This window comes from Lysinibacillus pakistanensis (assembly GCF_030123245.1).
GTDB lineage: Bacteria > Bacillota > Bacilli > Bacillales_A > Planococcaceae > Lysinibacillus > Lysinibacillus pakistanensis.
This window is the reverse complement of record NZ_CP126101.1, coordinates 2,763,080-2,790,008: the sequence shown is the minus strand read 5'-3', so window position 1 is coordinate 2,790,008 and position 26,929 is coordinate 2,763,080. Positions and strand designations below refer to the sequence as shown.

General features: G+C 37.4%; 26 protein-coding genes, 1 riboswitch and 1 other annotated feature. Of the genes, 14 read left to right on the top strand and 12 right to left on the bottom strand.

The genetic code is table 11. The annotated features are described in order from the left end of the window. Nucleotides 1-209: 209 nt before the first annotated feature. Nucleotides 210-450: a binding site (T-box leader), on the top strand. A gap of 58 nt (nucleotides 451-508) precedes the next feature. Next, nucleotides 509-3,601 carry an isoleucine--tRNA ligase gene (gene ileS / locus QNH24_RS13725; protein WP_283868149.1) on the top strand — a complete coding sequence of 1,031 codons (3,093 nt, stop codon included), beginning with the start codon at nucleotides 509-511 and terminating at the stop codon, nucleotides 3,599-3,601. Between the two features lie 438 nt (nucleotides 3,602-4,039). On the opposite strand, the gene QNH24_RS13720 is transcribed toward ileS, so the two are convergent. Continuing rightward, complete coding sequence (locus tag QNH24_RS13720; protein WP_283872846.1) at nucleotides 4,040-4,642, bottom strand: LysE/ArgO family amino acid transporter; 603 nt, start codon at nucleotides 4,640-4,642, stop codon at nucleotides 4,040-4,042. A gap of 108 nt (nucleotides 4,643-4,750) precedes the next feature. On the opposite strand from QNH24_RS13720, the gene QNH24_RS13715 reads away from it, so the two are divergent. After that, nucleotides 4,751-6,193: an aminotransferase-like domain-containing protein gene (locus QNH24_RS13715; RefSeq protein WP_283868148.1), complete on the top strand. Its 1,443-nt coding sequence runs from the start codon at nucleotides 4,751-4,753 to the stop codon at nucleotides 6,191-6,193. 134 nt (nucleotides 6,194-6,327) lie between these two features. Here the strand turns inward: QNH24_RS13715 and QNH24_RS13710 are convergent, their stop codons facing one another. From QNH24_RS13710 to QNH24_RS13700, 3 genes are read right to left on the bottom strand one after another with little or no spacing between them, the layout of a single operon-like run. After that, nucleotides 6,328-6,876 (bottom strand): SDR family NAD(P)-dependent oxidoreductase, encoded by a 549-nt coding sequence (locus QNH24_RS13710; RefSeq protein ID WP_283868147.1) that lies wholly within the window; start codon nucleotides 6,874-6,876, stop codon nucleotides 6,328-6,330. A 14-nt stretch (nucleotides 6,877-6,890) separates the two neighbouring features. After that, nucleotides 6,891-7,031 (bottom strand): hypothetical protein, encoded by a 141-nt coding sequence (locus QNH24_RS13705; protein WP_283872844.1) that lies wholly within the window; start codon nucleotides 7,029-7,031, stop codon nucleotides 6,891-6,893. A gap of 18 nt (nucleotides 7,032-7,049) precedes the next feature. After that, nucleotides 7,050-7,619 (bottom strand): GNAT family N-acetyltransferase, encoded by a 570-nt coding sequence (locus QNH24_RS13700; RefSeq protein WP_283868146.1) that lies wholly within the window; start codon nucleotides 7,617-7,619, stop codon nucleotides 7,050-7,052. A gap of 196 nt (nucleotides 7,620-7,815) precedes the next feature. Between QNH24_RS13700 and QNH24_RS13695 the strand changes: the two genes are divergently transcribed. Continuing rightward, entirely contained in the window at nucleotides 7,816-8,991 is a 1,176-nt protein-coding gene (locus QNH24_RS13695) for an oxalate decarboxylase family bicupin (RefSeq protein ID WP_283872842.1), read from the top strand. A gap of 54 nt (nucleotides 8,992-9,045) precedes the next feature. Here QNH24_RS13695 and QNH24_RS13690 read toward each other — a convergent pair whose 3' ends face one another. Further along, the gene (locus tag QNH24_RS13690) at nucleotides 9,046-10,197 is read right to left on the bottom strand and encodes an MFS transporter (RefSeq protein ID WP_283868145.1); all 1,152 of its coding nucleotides are present in this window, start codon (nucleotides 10,195-10,197) and stop codon (nucleotides 9,046-9,048) included. A 95-nt stretch (nucleotides 10,198-10,292) separates the two neighbouring features. On the opposite strand from QNH24_RS13690, the gene yeiL reads away from it, so the two are divergent. After that, the gene (gene yeiL, locus QNH24_RS13685; protein ID WP_283868144.1) at nucleotides 10,293-10,955 is read left to right on the top strand and encodes a transcriptional regulator YeiL; all 663 of its coding nucleotides are present in this window, start codon (nucleotides 10,293-10,295) and stop codon (nucleotides 10,953-10,955) included. A gap of 160 nt (nucleotides 10,956-11,115) precedes the next feature. Here yeiL and QNH24_RS13680 read toward each other — a convergent pair whose 3' ends face one another. Continuing rightward, nucleotides 11,116-11,439: a hypothetical protein gene (locus QNH24_RS13680; protein ID WP_283868143.1), complete on the bottom strand. Its 324-nt coding sequence runs from the start codon at nucleotides 11,437-11,439 to the stop codon at nucleotides 11,116-11,118. A 283-nt stretch (nucleotides 11,440-11,722) separates the two neighbouring features. Between QNH24_RS13680 and QNH24_RS13675 the strand changes: the two genes are divergently transcribed. Beyond that, nucleotides 11,723-12,703, top strand: coding sequence for a diaminopimelate dehydrogenase (locus tag QNH24_RS13675; RefSeq protein ID WP_283868142.1), 981 nt, complete (start codon nucleotides 11,723-11,725; stop codon nucleotides 12,701-12,703). A gap of 228 nt (nucleotides 12,704-12,931) precedes the next feature. Then, entirely contained in the window at nucleotides 12,932-13,750 is an 819-nt protein-coding gene (locus QNH24_RS13670; protein ID WP_283868141.1) for an alpha/beta fold hydrolase, read from the top strand. A gap of 70 nt (nucleotides 13,751-13,820) precedes the next feature. Here QNH24_RS13670 and QNH24_RS13665 read toward each other — a convergent pair whose 3' ends face one another. Together QNH24_RS13665 and QNH24_RS13660 are read right to left on the bottom strand one after the other, a co-directional pair. Next, entirely contained in the window at nucleotides 13,821-14,396 is a 576-nt protein-coding gene (locus QNH24_RS13665; RefSeq protein WP_283868140.1) for a hypothetical protein, read from the bottom strand. Further along, on the bottom strand, nucleotides 14,393-14,944 hold the full coding sequence (locus tag QNH24_RS13660) for a sigma-70 family RNA polymerase sigma factor (protein WP_283868139.1): 552 nt from the start codon (nucleotides 14,942-14,944) through the stop codon (nucleotides 14,393-14,395). The genes QNH24_RS13665 and QNH24_RS13660 overlap by 4 nt, the downstream gene beginning before the upstream one ends. A gap of 559 nt (nucleotides 14,945-15,503) precedes the next feature. Between QNH24_RS13660 and QNH24_RS13655 the strand changes: the two genes are divergently transcribed. The 6 genes from QNH24_RS13655 to panF all read left to right on the top strand — a co-directional run bounded on the left by QNH24_RS13655 (nucleotide 15,504) and on the right by panF (nucleotide 20,939). Continuing rightward, the gene (locus QNH24_RS13655; protein WP_283868138.1) at nucleotides 15,504-17,198 is read left to right on the top strand and encodes a methyl-accepting chemotaxis protein; all 1,695 of its coding nucleotides are present in this window, start codon (nucleotides 15,504-15,506) and stop codon (nucleotides 17,196-17,198) included. A 382-nt stretch (nucleotides 17,199-17,580) separates the two neighbouring features. Continuing rightward, nucleotides 17,581-17,727: a PepSY domain-containing protein gene (locus tag QNH24_RS13650; RefSeq protein ID WP_283868137.1), complete on the top strand. Its 147-nt coding sequence runs from the start codon at nucleotides 17,581-17,583 to the stop codon at nucleotides 17,725-17,727. A 455-nt stretch (nucleotides 17,728-18,182) separates the two neighbouring features. Continuing rightward, nucleotides 18,183-18,380 (top strand): hypothetical protein, encoded by a 198-nt coding sequence (locus QNH24_RS13645; protein WP_283868136.1) that lies wholly within the window; start codon nucleotides 18,183-18,185, stop codon nucleotides 18,378-18,380. Between the two features lie 107 nt (nucleotides 18,381-18,487). After that, nucleotides 18,488-19,117: a type 1 glutamine amidotransferase family protein gene (locus QNH24_RS13640; protein ID WP_283868135.1), complete on the top strand. Its 630-nt coding sequence runs from the start codon at nucleotides 18,488-18,490 to the stop codon at nucleotides 19,115-19,117. 113 nt (nucleotides 19,118-19,230) lie between these two features. Further along, the gene (locus QNH24_RS13635; protein ID WP_054770700.1) at nucleotides 19,231-19,494 is read left to right on the top strand and encodes a YhdT family protein; all 264 of its coding nucleotides are present in this window, start codon (nucleotides 19,231-19,233) and stop codon (nucleotides 19,492-19,494) included. After that, nucleotides 19,494-20,939, top strand: coding sequence for a sodium/pantothenate symporter (gene panF / locus QNH24_RS13630; protein ID WP_283868134.1), 1,446 nt, complete (start codon nucleotides 19,494-19,496; stop codon nucleotides 20,937-20,939). Before QNH24_RS13635 ends, panF begins: the two co-directional genes overlap by 1 nt. Nucleotides 20,940-20,976: 37 nt before the next feature. Here the strand turns inward: panF and QNH24_RS13625 are convergent, their stop codons facing one another. From QNH24_RS13625 to QNH24_RS13615, 3 genes are all read right to left on the bottom strand, one after another. Beyond that, the gene (locus QNH24_RS13625; RefSeq protein ID WP_283868133.1) at nucleotides 20,977-21,234 is read right to left on the bottom strand and encodes a hypothetical protein; all 258 of its coding nucleotides are present in this window, start codon (nucleotides 21,232-21,234) and stop codon (nucleotides 20,977-20,979) included. Nucleotides 21,235-21,778: 544 nt separating this feature from the next. Further along, on the bottom strand, nucleotides 21,779-23,206 hold the full coding sequence (locus tag QNH24_RS13620; RefSeq protein WP_283868132.1) for a serine hydrolase domain-containing protein: 1,428 nt from the start codon (nucleotides 23,204-23,206) through the stop codon (nucleotides 21,779-21,781). Between the two features lie 235 nt (nucleotides 23,207-23,441). Then, nucleotides 23,442-24,212, bottom strand: coding sequence for a TSUP family transporter (locus QNH24_RS13615; protein ID WP_283868131.1), 771 nt, complete (start codon nucleotides 24,210-24,212; stop codon nucleotides 23,442-23,444). Nucleotides 24,213-24,335: 123 nt separating this feature from the next. Here QNH24_RS13615 and QNH24_RS13610 point away from each other — a divergent pair, with 123 nt between their 5' ends. After that, nucleotides 24,336-25,118, top strand: a complete 783-nt coding sequence (locus tag QNH24_RS13610; RefSeq protein ID WP_283868130.1) for a TrmB family transcriptional regulator — start codon at nucleotides 24,336-24,338, stop codon at nucleotides 25,116-25,118. A gap of 53 nt (nucleotides 25,119-25,171) precedes the next feature. Here the strand turns inward: QNH24_RS13610 and QNH24_RS13605 are convergent, their stop codons facing one another. Continuing rightward, a complete protein-coding gene (locus QNH24_RS13605; RefSeq protein WP_054770698.1) occupies nucleotides 25,172-25,543 on the bottom strand; it encodes a nucleotide excision repair endonuclease in 372 nt (123 codons plus the stop codon). A 194-nt stretch (nucleotides 25,544-25,737) separates the two neighbouring features. Further along, a riboswitch (SAM riboswitch) is annotated at nucleotides 25,738-25,848 on the top strand. A 125-nt stretch (nucleotides 25,849-25,973) separates the two neighbouring features. On the opposite strand from QNH24_RS13605, the gene metA reads away from it, so the two are divergent. Next, nucleotides 25,974-26,909, top strand: coding sequence for a homoserine O-acetyltransferase MetA (gene metA, locus QNH24_RS13600; protein WP_283868129.1), 936 nt, complete (start codon nucleotides 25,974-25,976; stop codon nucleotides 26,907-26,909). Nucleotides 26,910-26,929 lie beyond the last annotated feature (20 nt).

Here is a 26,929-nt window from a genome sequence, read left to right as displayed (position 1 = left end):
AGGCAGGCACAGCTTGATGAGCAGCATCACAGAATATTATTATTTAATTGTAAAACATTTTTAAAAAGCTTTTTTATCCAAACAAGTAGCAAACCCCAGCATACAGTACTTTATAGCAAGCATTGGGGTATGTCTAAATGCATTCTAAGGATTTTGAAATTGTTGACAGTCAAAAATTACTTTGTTAAGATGAATGACAATAAAAGCATACAAATTCGTTGATGAGAAAGAGTAATGTTTCATTATGTTCTACAGAGAGCCGACATTTATGGTGAAAGTCGGTGTGCAAGTGTTACATGAAAATCCTCTCTGAGAAGATTGGCCGAACATAGTAGGTTAATCCGGGTGTCTACCGTTAAAAAGAACACGTATGATTGTACGTTGCTGAGTGCTATTGAACGATGTATCAATAGAATTAGGGTGGTATTCGCGGTTAACCCCGTCCCTTGCTTGGGACGGGGTTTTTTGTATGCCTTTTATACAAATGGATTGTATAGGAGGAATTCATATGCAGGTGGAAGAGAAAAAAGAAACAACTGTTGAAAGGGAATTAAGGGTTCGTGCATTATGGGAGCAAGAAGGGACATTCCAGGCTACTGTTGCAAATCGTTCTGGCAATAAGCCATTTGTATTTTACGAAGGGCCACCAACAGCTAATGGATTACCCCATGTAGGTCACGCCTTTGGTAGAACGATTAAAGATGTCGTTGCTCGCTATAAAACCATGCAGGGCTATTTCGTTGAACGTAAAGCGGGATGGGATACACATGGTTTACCTGTAGAATTAGGGGTAGAAAAAAAGCTAGGTATCTCTGGGAAACAAGAAATTGAGAAATATGGTGTTGAACAATTTATTCAGGAATGTAAGGGAAGTGTCTTTACTTATGAAAAGAAATGGCGGTCCTTTACAGAGCAACTAGGTTATTGGATTGATATGGATGATCCCTATTTAACACTAAGTAATGACTATATCGAATCCATATGGCATATTTTAAGCCATGTACACAAGGAAAAGCTTTTATATAAAGGTCATCGCGTGTCGCCATATTGCCCTAGTTGTCAAACATCGTTAAGCTCTCATGAAGTGGCACAGGGCTATAAAGATGTAAAGGATTTATCTGTAACTGCGATGTTTAAAATTAAGGGGAAGGATGAATATTTTCTTGGTTGGACAACAACACCGTGGACATTGCCTGCTAATGTTGCATTGGCGATGAACCCAAAACTTACGTATGTACGTGTAAAGCAGGAAGAAAAGGTGTATATTCTAGCAAAATCGCTTGTCAGCAAAGTTTTTGCTGAGCCTGTAGAAGTGCTAAGTGAGCATTTTGGTCATGAATTTGAGGGTGTGTCCTACATTCCACCTTTTTCATACGTTACAGTTGAGAAAGGGCATATTGTTGTACTAGCCGATTATGTGACGGAGCATAGTGGAACAGGTATCGTGCATATAGCACCTGCTTATGGAGAAGACGACTATAAAGCAGTTCAGCAAAATGGTCTGTCATTTGTCAATGTTGTGGATGGAAAAGGTTGTTATACAGAAGAGGTGCCAGAGCTAGTCGGTAAATTTGTCAAAGAATGCGATGTCGACATTATTAAAATGCTAGCTAAAAAGGAGCTATTGTTTGATAAGGAAAAATATGAACATAGCTATCCTCATTGCTGGCGCTGTGATTCACCTTTGCTTTATTATGCAACAGATAGCTGGTTTATCAAAATGTCAGCATTAAAAGAAAAGATTTTAGAAAATAATGAGCAAGTCACATGGTATCCAGAGCATATTAAACATGGCAGATTCGGAAATTTCTTAGAAAACTTAGTGGACTGGAATATTAGCCGTAATCGCTATTGGGGCACACCTCTTAATGTATGGATTTGTCAAGATTGTGGTCATGAAGAAGCACCAAATAGTATTCCTGCCTTGAAGAAGTTAGCAAAGGGGACTTTACAGGATGTCGAGCTTCATAAGCCATATATCGACGAGGTTATTTGTAGTTGTCCAAAATGTAAGGGTGAGATGGAACGCACACCTGAAGTCATTGATGTTTGGTTTGATAGTGGGTCAATGCCATTTGCACAGCAGCATTATCCTTTTGAAAACCCTGCTACTTTTAACAATCAATTTCCTGCTGATGTGGTCATCGAAGGTATCGATCAAACTCGAGGCTTTTTCTATAGTCTATTAGCGGTTTCAACTTTATTTACAGGAAAGGCACCTTATAAAAAAGTTCTTTCCTTGGGTCATGTTTTAGATGAGCACGGACAGAAAATGTCGAAAAGTAAAGGAAATGCATTAGAGCCAGTTGAATTAATTGAGCAATATGGAGCAGATGCTTTGCGATGGTCATTTTTAGTCGACAGTTCACCCTGGAATCCAAAACGCTTTTCAAAAAAAATTGTTATGGATGCGAAATCAAAATTAGTCGATACATTGGATAATACATTTAAATTTTATCAGTTATACGCAGAGATCGATGGCTTTGAGTACGATGCAAACAATACAGGCTCACGTACAAAATTAGATCATTGGATATTGTCTCGCTTACATCATACAATTCAAGTTGTGACAAAATGTATGGACGATTTTCAATTTACACAGGCAACACGTGAAATCGGAAAGCTTGTGGAAGAGCTAAGTAATTGGTATATCCGACGTTCACGGGCAAGATTTTGGGCAAATGGGCTGTCAGAGGACAAACGGGGAGCATTTAGTACACTGTATGAGCTACTAACAACAATTTGTCAATTATTAGCACCATTCACACCATTTATTACAGAGGATTTGTATCGACAATTATGTGGGGAGAGCGTGCATTTACAAGACTACCCAAAATATAATGAAGCACTCGTTAATGCGAAGCTCGAAAAAGAAATGCAAACTATTTTAACAATCGTAGAATTAGGGCGGAGCGTTCGTAATAGTCAGGGGATTAAGGTCAAGCAGCCATTAAGCGAAATCATTGTCTCAGTTGATGGAGAATTAACAGATTTTCAGCCGTATTGCGAGCTTGTGAAAGACGAACTAAATATGAAAGAATGTTTATGGACAAATGATTTTTCAGCATATGAAACAGTTCATTATAAACTGAACTTTAAAACAGCAGGGGCTGTGTTTGGAGCAAAAGTGAATAAAGTAAAAGATTACGTCATGAATTTAAATGATCAGGAGAAATGTGAATTACAGCAAACGGATGAGGTAATTATTACGATTGACGGAGAACAGCTAACATTGTTAAAGGCACATGTGTTAATGGAATCCATCGTAAAAGATCAATATATTATAGCTGAAGATGCCTCATGTCGAATCCTTATGAATGTTCATCTCACAGCAAGCTTATTGGAAGAAGGTCAAATAAGAGAATTAATCCGAACAATCCAAGACACACGTAAAAAATGGAAACTCCCTGTTGAGCAGTATGTTTCGATATCAATTGCTGGGAATACTAAAGTAACGTCTATTATCCAGCAACACGAAGCATTATTAAAAGCAAATGTGTTGTTGCATGATATTGATTATGTGAGTAATGGTCAAAGTGAACGCTATATCGAAACAGATTTGTTTGATGAAAAGTTTACCGTTTATTTTAATAATCTTTAGTCCAGATATTACTCGGTCGTCAGAGAAAGAGCTCAGGTAATCCCGGAATCCGCTCAGGTCGCTGGTAAAAGTGCTCGGGTAAGCCTGAAAACTGCTCGGGTCTCAAGGAAAAGCGCTCGGGTAATCCCGGAATCCGCTCAGGTCGCCGGGAAAAGCGCTCGGGTAGGCCCGAAAACTGCTCAGGTCGCAAGGAAAAGTGCTCGGGTAATCCCGGAATCCGCTCAGGTCGCAAGGAAAAGAGCTCGGGTAATCCCGGAATCCGCTCAGATTGCCGGGAAAAGCGCTCGGGTTAACCCAAAAACTGCTCGGATCTCAAGGAAAAGCGCTCGGGTTAACCCGAAAACTGCTCAGGTCCCCAAAAAAAAAGCACTCTAGCAACCCTTGAAAACGCTCAGGTAACCAATATATTAGGGATCCTGAGCGTTTTTTTGTAAAAAATTACAATAAGCCATTAATAAGATAAAGAGCAGTAGCCCAAATAAAGATAGCAGAACATTTATTAAAAATGTTCATTAGTTTTCCAGAGCTATCTAGTTTTTTGAAAGAGGCTCCGGCGATGGTAAGACCGAAAAACCATAGCCAAGAGATTACTACACATGCAGCGGTGAACAATATTTGATCCGTGCCACTATATTTTAAAGCACTTGTTCCAATCACACCGATTGTGTCTAAAATGGCATGTGGATTTAAAAGCGAGACAGAGAGCGCGAATAAAATTTGTTTTTTTACAGGAAGTGCTTCGTTATTATTAGCTGTTGCTGGGCTGGACCGCCATATGGTGTAGCCCATATAAAGTAAGAAAAGGATACCAACCGTCATTAAGGCAAGACGTAGCCAGGCAAACTGCAATACGATGATAGACAAACCGAATACTGCAAGGAGAATCAGAAGCGTATCACATATGGCAGCTGTGATGCTCGCAGGTAAGGCTCGAACTAGATGTGGTTGTGTTGCACCCTGTGAAAAGACAAAGACATTTTGTACGCCTAATGGCAAAATAAGTCCAAAAGCTAAAATCATTCCATGAAAAAATGCTTCCAACAAAATTCACTCCTTTCATTAACCATTCTAGTTATGTTATAACTAAAAGAAAACGACCAATTGGATGGTTTTTTTACCACCCAATTTTAAGGGCTTGAGGTGATATGAATGAGTTGGCGGCCTACTAAACAGGGTGAAATGACATTACAGCAGCAAATTATCCAGTGGATTACAGGACATATTGAGCGAGGAGATTGGGTGGCTGGAACAAAGCTACCAACACAAAGACAGCTTGCGATGCAGTTTGGAGTCAATCGTAGTACCGTTCAGCAGGCGTTAGAGGAGTTAAAGTCAGCTGGCATACTAGAGGCAAAGGTTGGCTCAGGTATTTATATAGCTGATAATTCCTGGCATTCTTTAATTACACAAACACAACCAAATTGGCAAAAGTATATAGACACCAGTCTTCATAAGCCCAATTATCACACCATTCAATTAATCAATGAATATGAGCAGCGCAATGATGTCATTCGCTTGGGAACTGGAGAGCCTGCACCGAGTCTACTGCCAACAGCTGATATTGAAGCATCACTGAAGGAGCTTTCTTTGCACCCGAAAGCGTTAGGTTATTCATCACCTCAAGGTAATGACAGGCTACGAGCTGCAATTTGTGAATATGTGAAAAAAAGAGGCATCCATGTGAAGCCTCAAAATATTTGTATTGTTTCAGGCGCACTTCAGGCATTGCAGCTGATTGCTGTTGGATTGCTTGAGCAGGGTGCTATTGTGTTCCAGGACCAAACATCTTATTTAAATTCAGTGCATCCCTTTCAGTCAGTGGGTATGCAAATGATGGCTATCCATCGAGGTGAACAGCTTGCCCAAACATTGGCTCAACAAAAAAGAAAAAGACAAGCAGTCTATTATGCTGTTCCTACGCTAAACAATCCAACTGGTGAGGTATGGACAACGCACGAAAAAAGGCAACTTTATGAAGCATGTAAAGCGTCTCGCATTCCTATTATTGAAGATGACGTTTATCATGAATTGCTCTTTGAAGCGGCAACACCTCCACTAAAATCAATGGATGATAGCGGCCAAGTCCTTTATATTGGAAGCGTCTCGAAAACATTAAGCCCTGGACTTCGTATAGGCTGGCTAATTGGTCCTACGACAGTGATTGAACGGTTAGCAGATATAAAGATGCAAACAGATTACGGTTCAAGTGCCATCTCGCAGGAAATTGTCTTACATTGGTTACAATCCGGTAAATATGAAAAGCATATTGAAGACTTACGCCAAAAATTACAGCGAAGGGCACATTATGTAGAGAATATTTTAAAAGAAAAATTCAATCATTTGGCTAACTGGAACAAGCCAAAGGGTGGCTTTTATATTTGGCTAAAGTTTCATGAGCCCATTGTTGATAAAGAGTTATTTACCAAGCTATTACATCGACAAGTCCTTATCAATCCTGGCTATATTTATGATCCACAGGATGCCCATCATATCCGATTATCCTATGCCTATGGAACCTATGAAGAATTACAGAGTGGCTTGGAAAAGTTGTATGAATGTGTAGAGGAAGCGGTTCAAAAAATGAAAAAATAAATCTATTAGATATTAGTTCAGATTCTGTTTAGAACCCTATGATAAGCTAATCATGTCATGAACCAAGGAAAAATGATCAGGTACTCAAATAATTTTGAGCCTGATCATTTTTTTGACTTTGATTATTCCCGATACTAGTGGGCAACTTGACCGCCATCTACAGCATAAATATAACCATTACAGAAGCTTGCAGCGTCTGAAGAAAGGAATACTACTACTTCAGCGATTTCTTCTGGTTTCGCAGAGCGATGCATAGGAACGTTAGAAACAACTTCTTCCCATACTGCTGGATTGTCTTTCCACATTTGAGTCATAGGTGTTTCTGTTAAACCAGGTGCCACAGCGTTTACTCGGAGACCATTTTGAGCATGGTCAATTGCGGCTGCTTTTGTTAAACCAGTGACTGCATGTTTTGCTGTAACGTATGGAGCCATATTTGGATCAGCAATTAAACCAGCAACTGATGCTGTGTTTACAATTGTACCACCACCATTAGCAATCATGTATTCAAGTTCATGTTTCACAGCGAAGAATACGCCTTTTACGTCAACTGCCATCACTTTTTCAAATGCATCTTCTTCAATATCAACAAATTTTGCTGGTTTATTTAAAACCCCTGCATTGTTGAAAGCATGATGTAACCCACCAAATGTTTCTACGGTTTTTTGGACAAGTGATTTCAATTGCTCAGAGCTAGTTACATCTGTTTTAAAAAATGCAGCTTTTCTCCACCATCCTGTTGAATAAGCGCAACTGTTTCTTGTGCACGCTCATCAACATCACCTATTGCTACTTTCGCACCACGACGTGCAAAAGCAAGCGCTGTTGCACGACCAATACCAGTAGCTGCTAATCTCTATTTCGAGATTGTATAATAATCCATTCCTTTAAAATCTAGATGTTCTTTAGGCGGATTTGTTATGGAATATTGTTTAGTCATTCCAATTTTCTCTAAAATCCTTACCGAAGGGGTATTTTGGGGAAATACCGTCGTCACTATTTCATCTAATCTTAAGGTAGAAAAACCATAATCTAATAAGGCTTTTGCCGCTTCAGTAGTAAGCCCTCTTCCTCTAAAATCTTTATTGAGACCATAATAGATTTCAATTTTTGTAGAATCTAAATCATAGGGACCAAGACCACAAAAACCAATAAAGCAATTTGATTCTTTTAAAATAATACCAAGATTTAATTTATAAATTTTCTCTAGGGTATTTTTATTATTGCAATCCATAGACCATTGTATTATTTCCCCGACTTCTTTTAGGGAAGGAGGGGTTTCAGGGATATAATCGTAAAAATTTGGCTCCGATATTATATTAAACAAATCAGTAGTGTCTTCCAATTGATAAGGTCTAATAATGAGTCTTTCGGTTTCGATTAACAAATTCTTGAAAATAGTCTGATTTTTAATTTCGTTATTCATCCTTCAATTCTCCTTTGTACAATTTCACACAGAAATAGATGCATACTTAAAATAACTATCTTTGTTAATATTGTCAAATTGTCACCTTGTGAATTGAAATTCTGAGCGTTTGCATATAAAAAAGAATAATCTAGATAAAGAACCCATACATTTTTAAATAACGATTTCTTTATGAAGAGGTGAATAATTGGAGAATATGCCAGAGGGCTATTTTTATGTTCCACAGCCTATTCGAAAGGATGGAGCTGGAGGGGTGGATAAAGGGCCAAGAGACATTATGAGGGACCTGGAAAATCCCGATATGCTAGTCCCTCCAAAAACAGATGCTGGACTTATTCCAAATCTAAGATTCTCTTTTTCTGATACACATATGACCTTAAATAAAGGCGGATGGTCACGAGAAATTACTGTGCGTGATTTGCCAATTGCTAAGACATTGGCAGGGGTTAATATGAGTTTGACACCTGGTGGCGTGCGTGAGCTGCATTGGCACCAACAAGCAGAATGGTCCTATATGCTTCTAGGCCATGCCCGGATTACAGCAGTCGATCAAGATGGCAGAAATTTCATTGCAGATGTTGGGCCGGGAGATTTATGGTATTTTCCACCTGGAATTCCTCATTCCATACAGGGGCTTGAGGACGGCTGTGAATTTCTTCTAGTATTTGATGATGGTAATTTTTCAGATCTCAATACATTTTCAATATCTGATTGGTTTGCGCATACACCTAAAGAGGTGCTATCAGCCAATTTTGGTGTTCCGATTAGCGCTTTTAAACATATTCCAAATGAACAAGTCTATATTTATCAAGATAAAGTGCCAGGACCTATCGACACTCAAAAGGTAAAATCTCCATATGGTGAAGTTCCTCAAAGTTTTAAACATCGTCTACTTGCACAAACCCCCATTCAAACACCAGGAGGCAGTGTTAGAATTGTAGATTCCTCTAACTTTCCTATTTCCCAAAATATTGCGGCAGCACTTGTAGAAATTGAGCCTGGTGGAATGCGAGAATTACATTGGCACCCGAATAATGATGAATGGCAATATTACCTACAAGGAAAGGGGCGTATGACAGTGTTTGCCGCTAATGGTGCGGCCAGAACATTTGATTACCGTGCGGGGGATGTCGGTTATGTGCCGTTTGCCAACGGTCATTATATTGAGAATACTGGAACAGAAACATTATGGTTCCTCGAAATGTTTAAAAGCAATCGTTTCCAGGATGTGTCGTTAAATCAATGGATGGCGTTAACTCCATCTGAGCTAGTGCAAAGCAATTTACAAGTTGGTCCGGAGCTCCTCAAGGTATTGCGAAAGGAAAAATGGCCAGTTGTAAAATATCCTGGATTTTCCTATTATCCAAGGTAAATCTATCGAAAAGCAGGTGAAGAAAGATAAATTTTCTTTCACACCTGCTTGTTTTTAGTATTGATATTTATTTCGAGTCGCAAGCACAATAGCAATAGCCGGAACCGTACAAATCAGCATCGCGCCAAAGGATAGACCAGGAGAAATTTCGTATAAATAACCGCCTAAAAATGTAAGAATGGCTGTACTTAATCCCATTGCTAAGGCAGAATAAAGTCCTTGTGCATTTGGAATTTGTTCCTTTGGTAATGTTTTAGTCAAATAGCCAATAAAGGCAAAATGCGCCAGGGCAAATGACATTGCATGCAAGGTTTGTGACGCGATGAATACCCAAACATTAGGAAAAAGATAAATAAGTAACCAACGTAAGGAGGAGCCACTTGCTGCTAAAAGCAATAAAGAGGATGAGCGCCATTTTGTAAATAATGTATCTGCCTTCATAAAGTATAGGATTTCACAAATAACCGCTATGTTTATAATCATCCCCATATAAAATGGATCGACATGTAAATCACCTAAATATATATAACCGTAGCTATAATACGAAGCATGTGCGCCTTGTAATAGGATGACGATGAATAAAACAATAGGGAAGCCTTTAATAGTCCATAGTGTTTTCATCGACAGCGATTTTGCTCGTTGTTCTTTTGTTGGTACCATAAGCAATTCTTTTGGTGTCGCTAGCTGCTGCATCAACAGCATACCGATAAGACCAAGAACCATACTCCAAAAAATAATATCCTTGCCAAATACACCTGTCAGCATACTAATAATTAACACCGCAATAACAAAGCCAAAAGATCCATATGAACGACTTTTACCATAGTGAACATTTCCATGCTGGACTAATGTAGCGGCACTACTTTCAACGGCAGGTAGAAGAGCTGGGTAAAAAATGCTAAATAAAATAGTAACAATTAAAAGCATACTAAAGCTTGTGCTCGGTAAGTAAAGGAAAGTTGTTATAAGTGCGCCAGTCGCAAGAATTGTAATAAGTCGTTTATTGTGTACATACTTAGCAAGGGTTGGGAAGAAAAACAGATTTGAAGTAGCTCGAGCTAAAAGACCACAGCCCATCACAACACTAGCCTGTGAGACAGTTAGATGCTTGACATCTACGAGCCAGCCTGTCCAATAAGGCAAGAAAATACCCCAAGTAATAAAAAATGCAAAGAAATTCTGAGAAAGCCATCGTTGATTATTCATAAATTTACCGTACCTCCATTAACTACGTTGAATAATAGCACGTTCGTCGGTACAATAATGTGAGATATCTCATATTTTTTAGGGGAGAGTAAAAAATGCATATACTGACAGCTAAAAAACGCTTACATTATCTAGAAGAATACCCGATTCATGATTTCTTTTCATTTGATATTTACCCTTATCTTGAAGTATGTCAATTTGACAAAGGGGAATGGATTTTTAAAGAAGGATCCTTTCCAGATACGCTTTATTACATGGTGGAGGGGAAAGCAAAGCTATATATGACCCATAAAAATGGTAAGGTTTCTCTTATTGAATATTTAGAGGCTCCACGTTTTATGGGGGAAATCGAGCTGCTAAATGAAGCAAGATATACGAAAGGAATTCAAACTGTAACAGAAACCATTTGCTTTTCTATTACACAGGCATGTAAAGAAAAACTCCTGGCTGATGCCCTCTTTTTACGAAGACTCTGCGTGTTTTTAGGAGAGAAGGCGACAAACATGACAGCTAAATATACACAAAATTTGGCGTATCCATTCGAAAATCGTTTAGCTGCCTTTATTCAGTTATCCGCAGATCAAGGTATTTATAAAGAAAGGCATACAGAAATCAGTGAATATTTGGGGGTTTCCTATCGTCACCTATTATATGTCTTGGCACAATTTTGTGATGAAAAGATTTTGGAAAAGAAAAAGAATGGTTATTACATTATTGATGAAGAGCGTCTTCAACGATTAGCCCAAGAAATTCAGTAACCTGAGCTAATAGACCAGTTTAGTCAACATTCTTTCACCCTGCAAAATTTTTCTATGTACATTTTCGCCTTGGCGATAATGATGCCATTGAGATGGAAACTTTTCAATGGGAATTAATTACATTTTATCAGCTCAGATCTGAAAACGAGATTAACAGACTTCATAAAAAGAAGTCAAACTCAAGCTTATTATATTCACTTTTTTTAACTAACCAGCGAGCAATTTCCTTGCCGCTACAATAAAGGCCAATTTCATTGATTCTTTGTATTTGTGGAGTAATATTGAGGTTTTTTTCCATAACGTCAAAAGGTATAATTCCTGTACAAAAATGCATGTTGGGTGAAAAGGACTTGTGCTTTACCTCAGTGGAAGTTGAAAATGTAGTATCATACGCTTTTCCAGATTTCTGTGCATTTTGGAATGGACAAGCAAGTAATGCTCCTTGTTCACATGGTGTACTTGGTGAGTAAAAATTACTTTTCATTCATCATGCCCCCTTTTGTCGTTAATTTTATTGTACAAGATATCGGGTTTAAAAAGTCTTTATTTACAAGGCTTTAACGAAAACTTAAAGGATAGTATATGAAATAGTAATTTGTAACCGTATTCATGCCGTTGACCGATAAAAATCATAGAAAACCGATATAAATTCCGGATAAAAAACAGATACTCAAACTATTGTGAATTTTTCTAACACAAAGTATTATTGTAAGTAGATTTAACGTGAAGGTTTTCACATAGTCACGAAATCGTAAGGAGGAATTTTGATGAGTGCAATTCGAGTAGGTATTGTAGGATATGGAAATTTAGGACGCGGGGTAGAATACGCTATTTCACAAAATCCAGATATGGAATTAGTAGCAGTATTCACACGTCGTGACCCTTCAACAGTAAACGTTGCAAGTAATGCCAAAGTGTATGTAGTGGATGATGCTGAAAAATTCCAAAATGACATTGATGTAATGATTTTATGTGGAGGCTCTGCAACAGATTTACCAGAGCAAGGTCCACACTTTGCACAATGGTTTAATACAATTGATAGCTTTGATACACATGCGAAAATTCCTGAGTTTTTTGAAGCGGTGGATGCGGCAGCCCAAAAATCTGGTAAAGTTTCAGTCATTTCAGTTGGTTGGGATCCAGGTTTATTCTCATTAAATCGTGTACTTGGTGAGGCTGTACTTCCAGTAGGTACAACATATACATTTTGGGGAGATGGCTTAAGCCAAGGGCATTCAGATGCTGTACGTCGTATCGAAGGTGTAAAAAATGCTGTACAATATACATTACCAATTAAAGATGCTGTAGAGCGCGTTCGTAACGGTGAAAATCCTGAGTTGACAACACGTGAAAAACATGCCCGTGAATGCTGGGTTGTCCTTGAGGAAGGTGCAGATGCAGCAAAAATTGAACAAGAAATTGTGACTATGCCAAACTATTTCGACGAATATAATACAACTGTAAATTTCATTTCTGAAGAAGAATTTAAAGCAAACCATACTGGTATGCCACACGGTGGTTTTGTAATCCGCAGTGGTGAAAGTGGCGCAAATGATAAACAAATTCTTGAATTCTCATTAAAATTGGAAAGTAATCCAAACTTCACATCAAGTGTTCTAGTAGCCTACGCGCGTGCAGCCTACCGTTTAAGCCAAGCTGGGGACAAAGGTGCGAAAACAGTATTCGACATTCCATTCGGGCTGTTATCACCTAAATCAGCTGCTGAATTACGAAAAGAGCTATTATAATTTTTTGTATGTTAATAACCTCGATTATCTCTCTACTGATAATCGGGGTTTTTTTTACAGTAAAATGAAAGTGGTGGATAGGATCAATGAACTGATGGAGAGAAAAGCCAAAGTGATGGATAGAACTACAAAACTGATGGTTAGAATCTCTCCTAAGTCTAACGATTTTTTGAAAAATTGGGTATAGATGATATATTAGTTGAAACAACATTTTTTGGAGGAACTATTATGCCATTTTGCCACGTTAGTAAGGCTAATATTTACTATGAAATAATTGGAGAGGGTATACCAATCGTTATGCTTCATGGATATTCGCCAGATCATAGATTAATGAAGGGGTGTATGGAGCCCATTTTTATCGAAAGGGAAGGCTGGAAACGAATCTATATTGACCTTCCAGGAATGGGAGAGACGACAGACTATGAAGTAATTAATAATTCAGATGAGATGTTAGAGGCTGTAAAAGAGGTAATTCATTCCTTAATACCAAATGAACCCTATCTTTTAGTAGGGGAATCCTATGGCGGTTATTTAGTTCGAGGCATTATGAGGGATAATGAAGAAGAAATTTTAGGGGCTGCATTTATTTGTCCGTTAATTATTCCAGAAAAACAAAGAAGAACAGTACCAAAGCAAAGGATTATTCTATCCGATAAAGAATTTATATCGACATTGACGAAGCAGGAGCTAGAAGATTATAGCTCACATCTAGTTGTTTTAGATGAACATCATTGTAACCGATACATGAATGAGGTAGTAGCAGGACAAGAAAAAGCTGACGTGAACTTTTTGGAAAAAATTCAGCAAAACTATAGCTTTTCCTTTCCTGTTGATGAAACGTTATTTGAAAAACCTTGCTTATTTTTGCTAGGCAAACAAGATTCTATGGTTGGATATAAGGATGCATTTGATATTATAGAAAAATTTCCAAGAGCAAGCTTCACAATTTTAGATAAGGCAGGTCATAATTTGCAAATTGAACAAGCTAATTTGTTCAATAGCCTTATTGATGAATGGTTGGATAGAGTAGTGGAATTTACCGATTAAAAAATGGAAACCTGTGAATTTATTGACGAATTTAAGTGCGCAATAAATTCACAGGTTTCTTTCCTATATTTCATTTCTCATTAGAGTCTATTTTAATTTCTATTGTCTCCAATCTTTCTTTCGTAACATTCCCTTCTTTATCCATCGTATGAACGATTGGTGTGATGAATATGGAAGATGCATTAGCCTGGAAATTATTTAATATTACTTTACCATTTGAGTAATTATCAGTTATTTTATTTGTCGATGTTTCAGATGTGTCATAATAATGATTTTCAAAATTATCAACTATGTCTAAAGTTATGAATTCTGTAGCAAAGTCTAAATTACAGCTAAAGTAAATGGTCGCTGTATTTTCTGAAATTAAAATACGATTAAAAATAAATTCATGCTGTTTTGAAAAGAGCTTTTCAGATAAAGTTACATCCTTAATTGGTAATATGGAGGCCATAGATGGAAAATTCACTAAGCTAGCCGAACCAACTCCAATGGCAAGGATAGAAGCAATGGTCCATTTACGGATTTTTTTTCGTAAGAATTGCTTCTGTAAGATGGTTTTTATAACCTTTTGCTTTTCATTTTTCGAGACCTCTACCGGTGTTATATCATCTATATCCAACTGTAGAAAGTTTTTTTCTTTACTCATGTCCAACACTCCTGTAATTTAGGATTTTTAGCAAGCTTTTTCTTTCCTCTATATAAGCGATTTTCCACAGCAGATTTTGAAATATGTAGAATTTCTGCTATCTCGTTATTTGTATATTCAAGATAATACCTCATTAAAAATAGTTCTCTATCTAAATCAGGCAGATGCATGATTTCAAGAAGTAATTGCTCTTTCGCATACAATTTATCAAGCTGTTGTTCAATATTATCTGGTGCGATAAGAGGAGGAATATTTTCCATTGGTAGTGTCGCTAGTTGCTTTTGCTGTTTTCTGTAAAGATCAATTGCTTTATATTTAGTAATCATCCCTATCCACCTTTTAAAATCCGCTTCCTCCCCAATAAAATAATTACTTTTTTGCCAAATAAGTAGGAATACATCATTAACACATTCCTCAACCAGCATATAATCAGATGGTTTTTCTAAAATTTTTAGTGTAATTGCCTTTACAAATCCCAAATAGTGTTCAACGACATATTTCAATGCTTTTTCATCATGCCTTTGAAGACGCTGGATAAAATCATTCATTTTTTCACTCCTTATAATCGTTATACATACTATAACGAAAATTTTGGGGAACACTCGCGCAAAAATGGAAACTTTTCTTTGGATTTAATTAGTTTTGTGTCGCTCTATTAAGTTGAGGTTGTGCAAAATAAAAATGCTTAATTTAAACTGCAATTTGGCATAATTCGGACAGCCCTAAATACTTTAAATGGTAAAGTATTTGGGGCTTATTGTTAACTAATGGAGATTTACAAGACTTTTTTATAGCAATCATTTTTAGAAATCATGCTTCTAATATAGTTCTATTACTCATATCTTTATATGATGAGTTTTTTCCTTACTATAGTATCCAATAGTACAACCAAAAATCATTCTATTAAATCTTTAGTGTCACTAGATTTTTTCATAGTAAACGTGCTTTATTATATTTTATCTTTCAATAAAAAACAGTTTATATATGTAAAATATATTAATTTATTGATAATGTATTGAAACTATTATTAGAATCATGTTTAATTAACGTGATTTACATTTTATACATATTATTCCTAAAAGCTATTTGAGAAAGGAGAGAGAGATTTTGCGCACATTTAAAATTAATACAAAATTTAATTTGCTTCTAGTGGTAGTGATTATATGTTTAAGCATTATCATTGGTGTTGTTTCCTATGTACAAGTAAAGGATATTATGCGCAATAATTTCGAGCAAAGTATAACGCATCTTTCAAAGGTTGGTTATCTGCTGCTTGAAGAACGATTCAAAGGTGACTGGGCAATTAAAGATGGAGAGCTTTATAAAGGTAATACAAAAATAGTTGACCAAGTGGATTTTGTGGATGAGGTAGGAGAAAGCATCGAAGGTGGTATAACGATTTTTCAAGGAACAAAAGGACTGATTACTAATTTACAGCTTAATGGAGAGCGCTTAGTGGGCAAGGATGCTGATCCCAAAGTTATTGAAGAGGTAATGAAGAAAGGCAATACATTTATAGGTGAAGCGGATGTTGTTGGAACAAAATACTTAACACTTTATGCGCCCATAAAAGATGCAAATGGCGACATTATTGGGATGTGGTTTGTGGGTGAAACAATAGATGAGGTTCAACAAATTATTTTCGCATTTATCGGCAAGCTGTTTATTGTCATGTTTATTGGAGCCGCCATTGCAACTTTAGGTAGCTTCCTTTTCACTAGAGCATTTGTAAGACCACTTCAGGAAATGAACCGTCAACTTCGAGGTATAGCAGAAGGAGAAGGGGACCTTACAAAGCAGCTACAAATTAATTCAAAGGATGAAGCAGGCGAGCTTGCACAATCCTTCAATAAAATGCTGACGAGTTTAAAGAGCTTAATGCAACAAATTGCCCATACATCTCAACAGGTTGATGTATCCTCTGATACCCTAACGTCTCAGTCAGAGCAATCAGCAGAAATGACGAGAGCATTAGCCTCAACTCTACAAGATTTAGCTCAAAGCTCTAAAACGACATTACATACAACAGCGGAAAGCTTAACAGCCATGCAGGAAATGGCGATTGGTATTCAGCAAGTGGCTGAAACTGCTTCAACAGTGTCAGATGCTGCTGATGTGATGGGACAAGAGGCAGCACAAGGAAATGATTCCTTGAATCGCGTGATGTCGCAAATGACAATTATCAATGATTCATCTGATCATGTAGAGAAACAGGTACGGATATTAGGTGAACAATCCCAGCAAATAGGCAATATTGTGGATGTGATAACAAGCATTGCTGATCAAACGAACTTACTTGCCTTAAACGCTGCAATTGAAGCAGCACGTGCAGGGGAACAAGGAAAGGGCTTTGCTGTAGTAGCAGATGAGGTACGAAAATTAGCAGAGCAATCGAAGCAATCAGCAGATCAAATTGCGGCTCTTATACTTTCGATTCAACACGATACTACCAATGTGATTACAGCTATTTCAAGTAATACGAAGGAAACTGCTGCTGGAATGGAAGTTGTTGATGAAACAAAAGAGGCATTCCAAAAAATTATGCAATCCATAGGAGGGGTAAGTACACAGCTTCATGACATTTCAGCAGTGACTGAGCAAATGTCAGCGAGTATAGAAGAAGTGACAGCTTCCTCAGAGGAAATGGCTCGTATTGCTAGTAGAGCAACGGATAGTTCAGAGCATGTAACAGTCACTGCTAAGGAGCAACTAGCCTCTATAGAACAAATGGCTTCTTCGGCAAAGGAGATGGCTCAGCAGGCAGATGAGCTTCAGGGCTTATTAAAGAAATTTCATTATTAAGATGAAGCAACAGAAGTGACAACAGCTTACTGAGAAAATCCACCTAACGCCTCAAAAATTAGTTGTATTGAAAATTTTGGGGGAATTGTGCATTCCTAATCCAGTGGAATTAGAGCCTAACAATCCACCCTTAATAGCACTTTTTAGTGTTTCATTTATTTAGCTGAGAGTTTAGAGGTTTTGCTGTGCAGTTGCATTCACTATACTGTAATAGCATTATTTAGGAATTACATTTGAAGGATTTGTAGAATGATAAACGACCACTGACCGTTTAATCGGGCTGTATATTACAATTCAGCAAAGGCGGGGTAAATAAACTGGTAACAGAAACTCTGTGCTTGCACAAAATAGAGCATGTATGCAGAGTAAGGAGGATATGTTTATGGTAATGCCTTCATATAATCAGAGATTTTCCCCGCAACAAGCGATGCAAATTGCAGTTCAAAGAGTGCCAGGACAAATCATACATTATGGAATGGATATGGAAAACGGTACTTTAGTATATGAAATTTTTATTTTGACATCTTAAAATAAAATTTACGAAGTAGAAGTAAATGCAAAGACAGGTGTAATTCGCAAAATTGAAGAAGAGAATGATTTCGATTAAAATATCTTAATTGACACAAAGCCCAGGTACTTAATTAATTTTGAGCCTAGGCTTTTTTAGTTGTAACTGACAACTGTTTTAGTTATCTGTTCCACGTTCCGAATAGATTTGTTTAGCTTCTCAATGACTTCCTCAAAAGCTGCTTTAATTTTACTCAATCGATAGCCAGTTTCCAGTACAAGTGAACCAACGTTAGAAAATTGGTTGGAATGGTGAATGTTTTTTTGTGGAGAGTCCAAAATTGAATTCTTTAGGCAGGCTTTCTTTAAATTGAGGAGGTCCCAATTTGTCTGATCGAGTGCTAAATATAGGTAAATGCGTATACTGTCAATCCTTACATAGCATAACCTATACAGAGATGGAAAGGAGAAATAATTATGCAAAATTATTATGATCAATATGATAGAGATGACAGATATGATGATGACTATGACTATGACAGTTATGGAAGACGTCGTAGAAGAAGACGTCCACGTTATCAATATCCATTTTACCCGTTTTACCCATTCTATCCATTTTACCCATTCTATCCACCATACTATCGCCAACCATACAACCGTCCATACGGATACTAATATAAGGAATCTATTGTTATTTAATTATCAAACTGAAAACATTACTGACAGTGGATGTCAGTAATGTTTTTTTATAATTGGGATATTAATTACAAAAGGAAGTGTCTATGATGAATGCAAACGTATATTTATATGTATTTGATACAATGTCAGACTGGGAGGTAGGCTATTTAATTGCTGAACTAAATTCAGGAAGGTATTTTAAAAAGGAACTAGCACCTTTAAGGGTGATTACAGTAGGCATTGATAAAAATGCTGTTACGACAATGGGAGGATTGAAAATAATACCTAGCATTTCTATTGATGAGTGTATTTTAAAAAATTTAGATGTTTTTGTACTTCCAGGAGGAAATACTTGGATGGAATCGATACATGACCCCATCCTGAAAAAGGTATCTACATTTTTAAAGGAAGGAATTGTTGTTGCTGCAATTTGTGGTGCAACAGTGAGACTGGCAAATGAGGGGTTATTGGACTCTAGAAGACACACTAGCAATCATCTAGAGTATTTGAAAATGGTTTGTCCTAATTATAGTGGAGAAAAAAATTATGAAATAAAACCAGCTGTTACTGATGGTAATTTAGTTACTGCATCAGGAATAGCTCCTTTAGAATTTACCATGCATGTATTGAAATTGCTGGATGTATTTGCGCCCGAAACATTGCAAGCATGGATTAAGCTGTATCAGACACAAGAACCAAAATACTTTTTTGATTTAATGAATTCTATTGAATAGCAAATGGAAGGAATAAAATCGATAATCTCCGTCTTGCCAGCAATAATTTTTTCACAAAGGTTCCCATAATGGATATATATCAGTAAAATAGAGTAGGTTAGGGGGACTTTATTTTGAAAGATCAACGCTTTAAAATTGCGCATCGCGAGGCGCTTATCGGTGTCGTGCTTGTCATTATCAACTTTGCCATTTGGTTTGGCTTTGCCTATGGTCTAGGTTCTGGTGATCCGACAACCTATACGTATGTTTTCGGTTTTCCTGCATGGTTTTTCTATAGCTGTATCGCAGGGACAGGCTTTATGATACTTCTCATTTGGCTTGTGATGAAACTCTTCTTCAAAGAGGTACCATTTGAGGATGAGGAGGTGGAGCAATAATGCATTGGCAAGTTATTTTTCCACTGCTATTGTTTTTAGTTATTATCTTTGGCATTGGTGTCTGGGCTAATAAGCATGTACGTTCCTCCAATTCATTTTTGCAGGAGTACTTTCTGGGTGGTCGTGAAATGGGCGGTTTTCTCTTAGCGATGACCATGATAGCAACGTATGGTAGTGCAAGTAGTTTTATTGGTGGTCCAGGCGTTGCTTACACGAAAGGTTTAGGTTGGGTATTGCTAGCAATGGCACAACTTCCTGCCGGCTATTTTGTGCTAATGATTTTAGGGAAGGAATTCGCCATTCTTGCAAGACGTTATCATGCCATTACATTAATTGATTTTTTACGAGAGCGCTATAAAAGTCATGTGATTGTCATCTTATCAGCAATTAGTATTATTGTCTTTTTATTTTCTGCCATGATGGCACAATGGGTAGGTGGCGCACGTCTTATAGAATCATTAACAGGCTTAAACTACACAGCAGCACTCTTTATTTTTGCCATTTCCGTTTTAGTGTATGTCATTATCGGAGGTTTTCGTGCTGTTGCATTAACAGACACTGTACAGGGCACTATTATGGTTTTTGGAACGATTATATTATTAATTGGGACAATTGTTGCTGGTGGAGGCATCGATCGAATTATGGCATCTCTTGTTGCGGAAAATCCAAATTTCATCTCTCCATTTGGTGCTGATGGAGAACTAACACCATTATATGTTTCTACATTTTGGATTTTAATCGGTGTTGGCGTTGTGGGGCTTCCACAAATCGCAGTTCGTGCCATGAGCTATAAGGATTCAAAAAGCATGCATTTAGCCATTATCATTGGCACTATTGCCATTGGGACAATCATGTTTGGAATGCATTTAATTGGTGTTCTAGCACGCCCGGTTTTACCAGGAATTGAGATTGGGGATAAGGTAATGCCGCTACTGACCTTAAAGGTTTTACCGCCATTTTTAGCAGGTGTGGTCTTAGCTGCACCAATGGCAGCCACAATGTCAACGGTCAACGCTTTATTGATGCTTGTAAGCTCCACTGTTGTGAAGGATATTTACCTAAATTATATAAAACCGACAGCCAATGATACAGAAATTAAGCGGGCCAGCTTTATTGTCACGACTGTTATCGGTTTAGCAGTTATCGTTTTTGCGTTGAATCCACCAGAGTTATTAGTGTGGTTGAATTTATTTGCCTTTGGTGGACTTGAGGCTGTCTTTATTTGGACCGTTGTATTAGGACTATACTGGAAGAAGGCTAATAAGTACGGTGCTATTGCGTCAATGTTTTCAGGCATGATTTTATATATTATTATTGATCGCTTTTACCCATCCGTCTTCGGAATGCATACCGTGACTATCCCGATTGTCGCTTCTTTATTCATCTTTGTAATTGTAAGTTTATTAACAAATCATAAATTTAAGGAAGACAAGTTATTTATATAACTTCTTTCTGCAAATGTTTTTTGTATCGAAAGCACTTTTATGAGAATAAGCGAAGCGACAGCAACATGGTTTTATCTGTGCGAAAGCGAAGCGACAGCAACACGGTTTTATCTGTGCGAAAGCGGAGCGACAGCAACACGGTTTTATCTGTGCGAAAGCGAAGCGACAGCAACACGGTTTTATCTGTGCGAAAGCGGAGCGACAGCAACACGGTTTTATCTGTGCGAAAGCGAAGCGACAGCAACATGGTTTTATCTGTGCGAAAGCGAAGCGACAGCAACAACAACAACAACACATGACTGAGTGACCACCATCATGTTGCTGTCGCTACGTTAACACTACGCTTTCGCACAAAAAAAACATCATGTTGCTGCCGCTACGTTAGCACTACGCTTTCGCACAAAAAAACAAGCACCCCGTGGGATGTCACGTAATCGAAAAGGAGTTCATAAAAGATGTTAGCCTAAAATCATCGCATCCATAGCGATAACGGCTAACTGACCTGTATCAAGGAGGCCTAAGCACAAAGCCGATTCCGGACGCAATTATGCCGAGGCAAAATGGATTTAGATAAATGCCGTGGACGAAAATTCACTGTGCAGAAATAATAAAGTTGTTTAATTTACAATAAAGTCGTTTAAAAAATAATATAGTTGTTTAAAAATCCTTATTCCTCGAACGGAGCAGGTTAGTGGAAGCAATAGTAATTAGGTTTGACTGGGAAAATTGTCGATGATATTAAAAAAGACTCCGAAGTGTCTAATGTTTTTCAAATTAAGCATACCGATAAATTGAAATTTAATTACTTAACATTATGCTTATCTTGGGAGCGACGTATTTTATCGGTGAGTGTATACAAACCATGTAATGCTTGCTGTTAATAATGCTGACGAAATCAAAGCTGTAAGAACACTATATGTTTGCCAAATAAGTATCGTTGACCAATCGAAAGCAAAGCATAGTATCCCCAGGGCAACCGTAGCGATCAGGAAAATAACTGTTACGATTATTCTCTTTTTTGTCATTGGCTGCCGCTCATTCGTTTTCCTTCTGCGTAATCCTAAGAGAAAAAGCAAAACGGCCAATAGGCAAAGAATAATTGTAATAGACGACAAAATGATATCCAAAAGCTGTGTGCCACTTATTTCATATGACTGAGTTAGATTGCCGTCTAATATATCTTTAACTTTTAGTACCAGGTTTATATTGGTATTTGCGCCGTTGCTCAGCAAGCTGATGGCTGTTCGTTCATTTAGCAGTATGGCTACTTCGGTTCTGAAATTTGGATTGCCCCCAGTGTGTTCTACAATCGTTTGGTCGGCGTTTACCGACCAGCCTGCCGCATAATACATATCGTTGACAGCCGAAACAGACATATCACCCCTATGTGATTTTTCGATAACCGTGTGAAATATTTCGGGTATGTCCTGCACGATACCCATTTGTATGCCCATCCAACGCGCCATATCTTTTGTATTAGAAATGATGTAGCCTGCGGGTTTATTCCCAGCATAATCCGGAGCTTTAAATGGAGTTGTCATAAAAAAGGAAGAACGGTAGCCCTGCGCCAACTGTCCAGTGGCTTGAGCATCTTCTTTATAAACATACGTCTGGTGAAGACCTAATGGCTGAAATACCTGTTCCCTCATAAAGTCTTCATAGCTTTGTCGCGACACAATCTCAATAACCAAACCCAATACGTCATAATTAACAGTTCCATAGTTATACTGTTCACCGGGAGGGAACGCCAATTCAGCATCCACGAGCATTTCCACAGTCTTTTGCAACATATCCGGTGTATTGCCTTGAGGAATATTTTGAGTATGCCTAATATTTGTTAGACCACTGGTATGGTGAAGAAAGTTATTTAGTGTAAGGCTTTGCATATCAACAGGTTTCCCTTGATACTTTAACGTAAACCAAGGTAAATATTTTTGGACAGGGTCAGTCATTGAGAGCAGCCCTTGCTCTTCCAACAGTATAATACCCATACCGGTAAAAGCTTTACTGACCGAGGCCAACTCATAGAGTGTATTTTCACTTGCAGACAGCCCCTTTTCACGGTCTGCATACCCTGAAGAAAAGTAGAACACTTCATCATCAGCAAGTATTGAGATTGACATTCCCGGCACACCTGATATACGACAGGCATCATCTAGCAACGTTTGTATTGCCGCAGATTTCGAATCTGACAACGCATAACTTTGTGTTGCGAATCCTGAGAATAATATAAATATCGTTAATACAAAAACAATAATCTTTTTCATAAACTCTCCTTTTTGAAAAATTATAAGAGAATAATATAAATAACCTACTTTTACAACTGCTAAACTAAATTTTAATTTATCTTTCTATTCACCTATATAATATCAAGTAATTGTGAAGAGTTACACTTAAACGAAACAACTTTAAAGAGCCTTACTACGTAGAATGTAGGAAGGCTCTTAGCTTTTATTAATCAAAATTTAATAACTTTATTATTCACGGCATTTTTCATGGCTATTAATGTACAAAGTAATCATATGCATTTTTTGTTAATAATGTTATAGTCACAATGATAAATAAAACCCGTACAAAACCGCTACCTTTTTTAATGGCTACACGTGAACCCACCATTGCACCAGCAATTTGAGCGATACCCATTATGAATCCATAGGCAAAATGAACTTGTCCTAAGTAGATGAACATTAAAAGACCAGCACAGTTACTTGCTAAATTTAAAAACTTTGCATTACCTGCTGCCTTTAAAAAGTCAAAGCCAACAAGTAAAAAACTAAAGATTAAGAATGAACCTGTACCTGGGCCGAGAAATCCATCATAGAAGCCAATACTAAATAGCAAAAACATAAATAAAACCAAGTGTAAAGGCGATAATGTTTTGACAGCGGATACAGAGCCCCAATCCTTTTTAAAAATCGTATAAACGGCTACTCCTGCAAGCATTATAAGCATGATTGGCTTGAGTAGAGAGGGATTGATTAAATGCACAGTCCATGCGCCAAACAATGACCCCACAAAGGCGAGTGGAAAGTATTTTAAAACAGAACGAATATCTAGCTGTCCTGAACGATAAAAGGAAATTGTAGAGGTTAACGAACCCATGGTACCTGCTAGCTTATTGGTTGCAACCGCTGCTGCAGGATTTAAACCCGCAAACAACAGAGCAGGCAATGAGATTAAGCCTCCACCGCCAACCACTGAGTCTACAAAAGCAGCGAGAAATCCAAACGCAATTAATAAAATTACTACATTTACATCTACTTCAAAAAACATGTTGACACCTCATTAGATAGTTACTACTGAAATAGTAACTAATTTTTGTTTCTCTGTAAAGATTTTTTTTCATTGGCTTCTATTCGTCAAATTATTCTATAATAAAGGAAATGGAGGGATTGGATGGATGAATTAATCGCCCAATTAAAAGAGCTAGGATTTACAGAATATGAGGCTAAAGCCTATACAGCACTTGTACAAAAGAGCCATATTAGTGCATATCAGGTCAGCAAAAATTCTGGTATTCCTCGAGCAAGAATTTATGACATACTGGATGTACTCGTTGAAAAAGGATTAGTGCTAAAAGAGGAAGCTGCTGATCAAACAACCTATTGTTCTATTCCTGTTGAGATGTTTCTTCAGCAAATACAGCAGCGTTGGCAATCGAATTTTACGTCTATTAGTGATCAATTAGAAAAATTAGAATCTAAGGAGCAGGAAGCGGAACCTAAAGTGTTAATGCTAAAAGGCAGGCAGACAATTATTAATTATTGTCAGTCATTATTAAAAAAAGCGGAGAAAAAGGTACTTCTTTCTATGTGGGAAGAGATGTATGAAGCATTACGAGAGGATATTTTTGAGGTGGCTGAACAGGTCGCTGTACACGGTATTACGCTATACGTGGATGAACCTGTGTCATCCATTGATAGGCATCGAATGACCTATTATACAAAAAAATCTTCCACTCGCCATTGGTTTATCTTGTCTATCGATGGGCAAGAGATGATTTATGGACATTCTCCTTCAAATCTTGAAACCGCTTTTATTACTAATGATCCGGTTCACATCTATTTATTAGAAGATTATATTTGGCATGACGTCCTGATTAATCGTCTACTAAGACGAGATGATCATGAGCTTGAGGAATGGATTACGAAAGAACGAAAAGCATTTTTTGTAGAGTAAAAAATAAAGAATCTGCTTGCCTCTTAAGGTTTACAAAGGCAAGCAGATTCTTTTTAATAAAATACTTTATCAACATTATATTTAGAGCGGAAAACATTAATGGCATATGTTTCGTAAATTTCACGTTCCATAGGATCTTCGATTTCATATACCTCAATTTTGAAGATTTCTTGACGATGATTTTTCATAGGCGATACATTGTCTTCAAAATGCTTTTTTATACGTTGACGAATTTTACGCGCTTTACCGACAAATAAAAGCTCATTTTTCTCATTGTAAAATAAGAAAATGCCACCTTTGTCTCGTGTGATTTTATGGAAGTCAATAAACCCGTGGTATGGTGTAATAGGTACATCCCCAGGCTTTACATCTTGCTCACGCTGGCGAATCACTACATCTGGTTTTGGAAATTCAATTTTAATCAAGCTAGTTCACGTTCCTCTCTGTTACTAAAGGTATATGTTAACATAATTACAGCATGTTTACCATAAAATTTCATATGTTGCTATGATAATTAGTGTTCATCAAAATTGAGCTGAACATGCATTGTAATGACAAAATATTCTATGTTTTATTGATATTCTTAATTGTTCATGTTACAATTCAATTTAATTAAATAATCTTATCAAGAGAAGCTGAGGGATTTGGCCCGATGACGCTTCAGCAACCTCTAACAAATGTTAGAAAGGTGCTAATTCCAGCAAAGGTATTTTCCTTTGAGAGATAAGAGTGAACGTGGTAAAGTCCTTCTCATTCTATCTCGCATGGAATGAGGGGGATTTTTTAATTTCATAAAAGTGTCATTGTAATCATTACGATTAACACATTTATAAATAAAAGAGAGGGGAATGCAAGATGCCAATTAATATTCCAAAGAACTTACCTGCTGGAGAACATTTACGAGAGGAAAAAATCTTCGTGATGGAAGAGGATCGTGCGAAAACACAACAAATTCGTCCATTAAATATATTAATTTTAAACTTAATGCCTGAGAAAGAGAAGACAGAGCTGCAATTACTGCGCTTACTCGGGAATACGCCACTGCAAGTCAATATTACATTTTTAAATACAGCAACACATGAATCAAAAAATGTTAGTAAATCACATTTACAGCTTTTTTACACAACTTTCCAACAAATTCGTCATCGCCGCTTTGATGGCATGATTATTACGGGAGCGCCTGTAGAGAAAATGGCTTTTGAAGAAGTAAATTATTGGCAGGAAATCTCGCAAATTATGGATTGGTCTAAGAAAAATGTGACATCCATTCTACATATATGTTGGGGGGCACAGGCTGCTTTATATCATCATTATGGGATCGGGAAGGTTGAACTTCCAGCGAAATGCTCTGGGGTTTACTCGCATGTCATTACAGATTTAACAGTGGACTTAGTGCGTGGCTTTAGTGATTTATTTACAGCACCACATTCTCGTTATACATCTGTTTCAATCAATGAAGTACGCAATCATCCTGATTTACGTTTACTGTCCTATTCAGAGGAAGCTGGTGTATTTATTGTGCAGTCCAAGGATAATAAAAACATTATGATTACAGGTCATCTTGAATATGACGCGACAACCTTAGCAGATGAATACGGACGAGATGTTGCGAAGGGGTTAGACATTGCTGTCCCGGTGAACTATTTCCCGAATGACGACCCAGCAAACGAGCCCATTAATACATGGCGTGCCCACACCCATTTATTATTCTCAAACTGGTTGAATTACTATGTTTATCAGGAAACACCATATGAATGGGATTTCGTTGATGAAATTGAATATCATATTTAATTAAATTTAAGGTTCAAAAG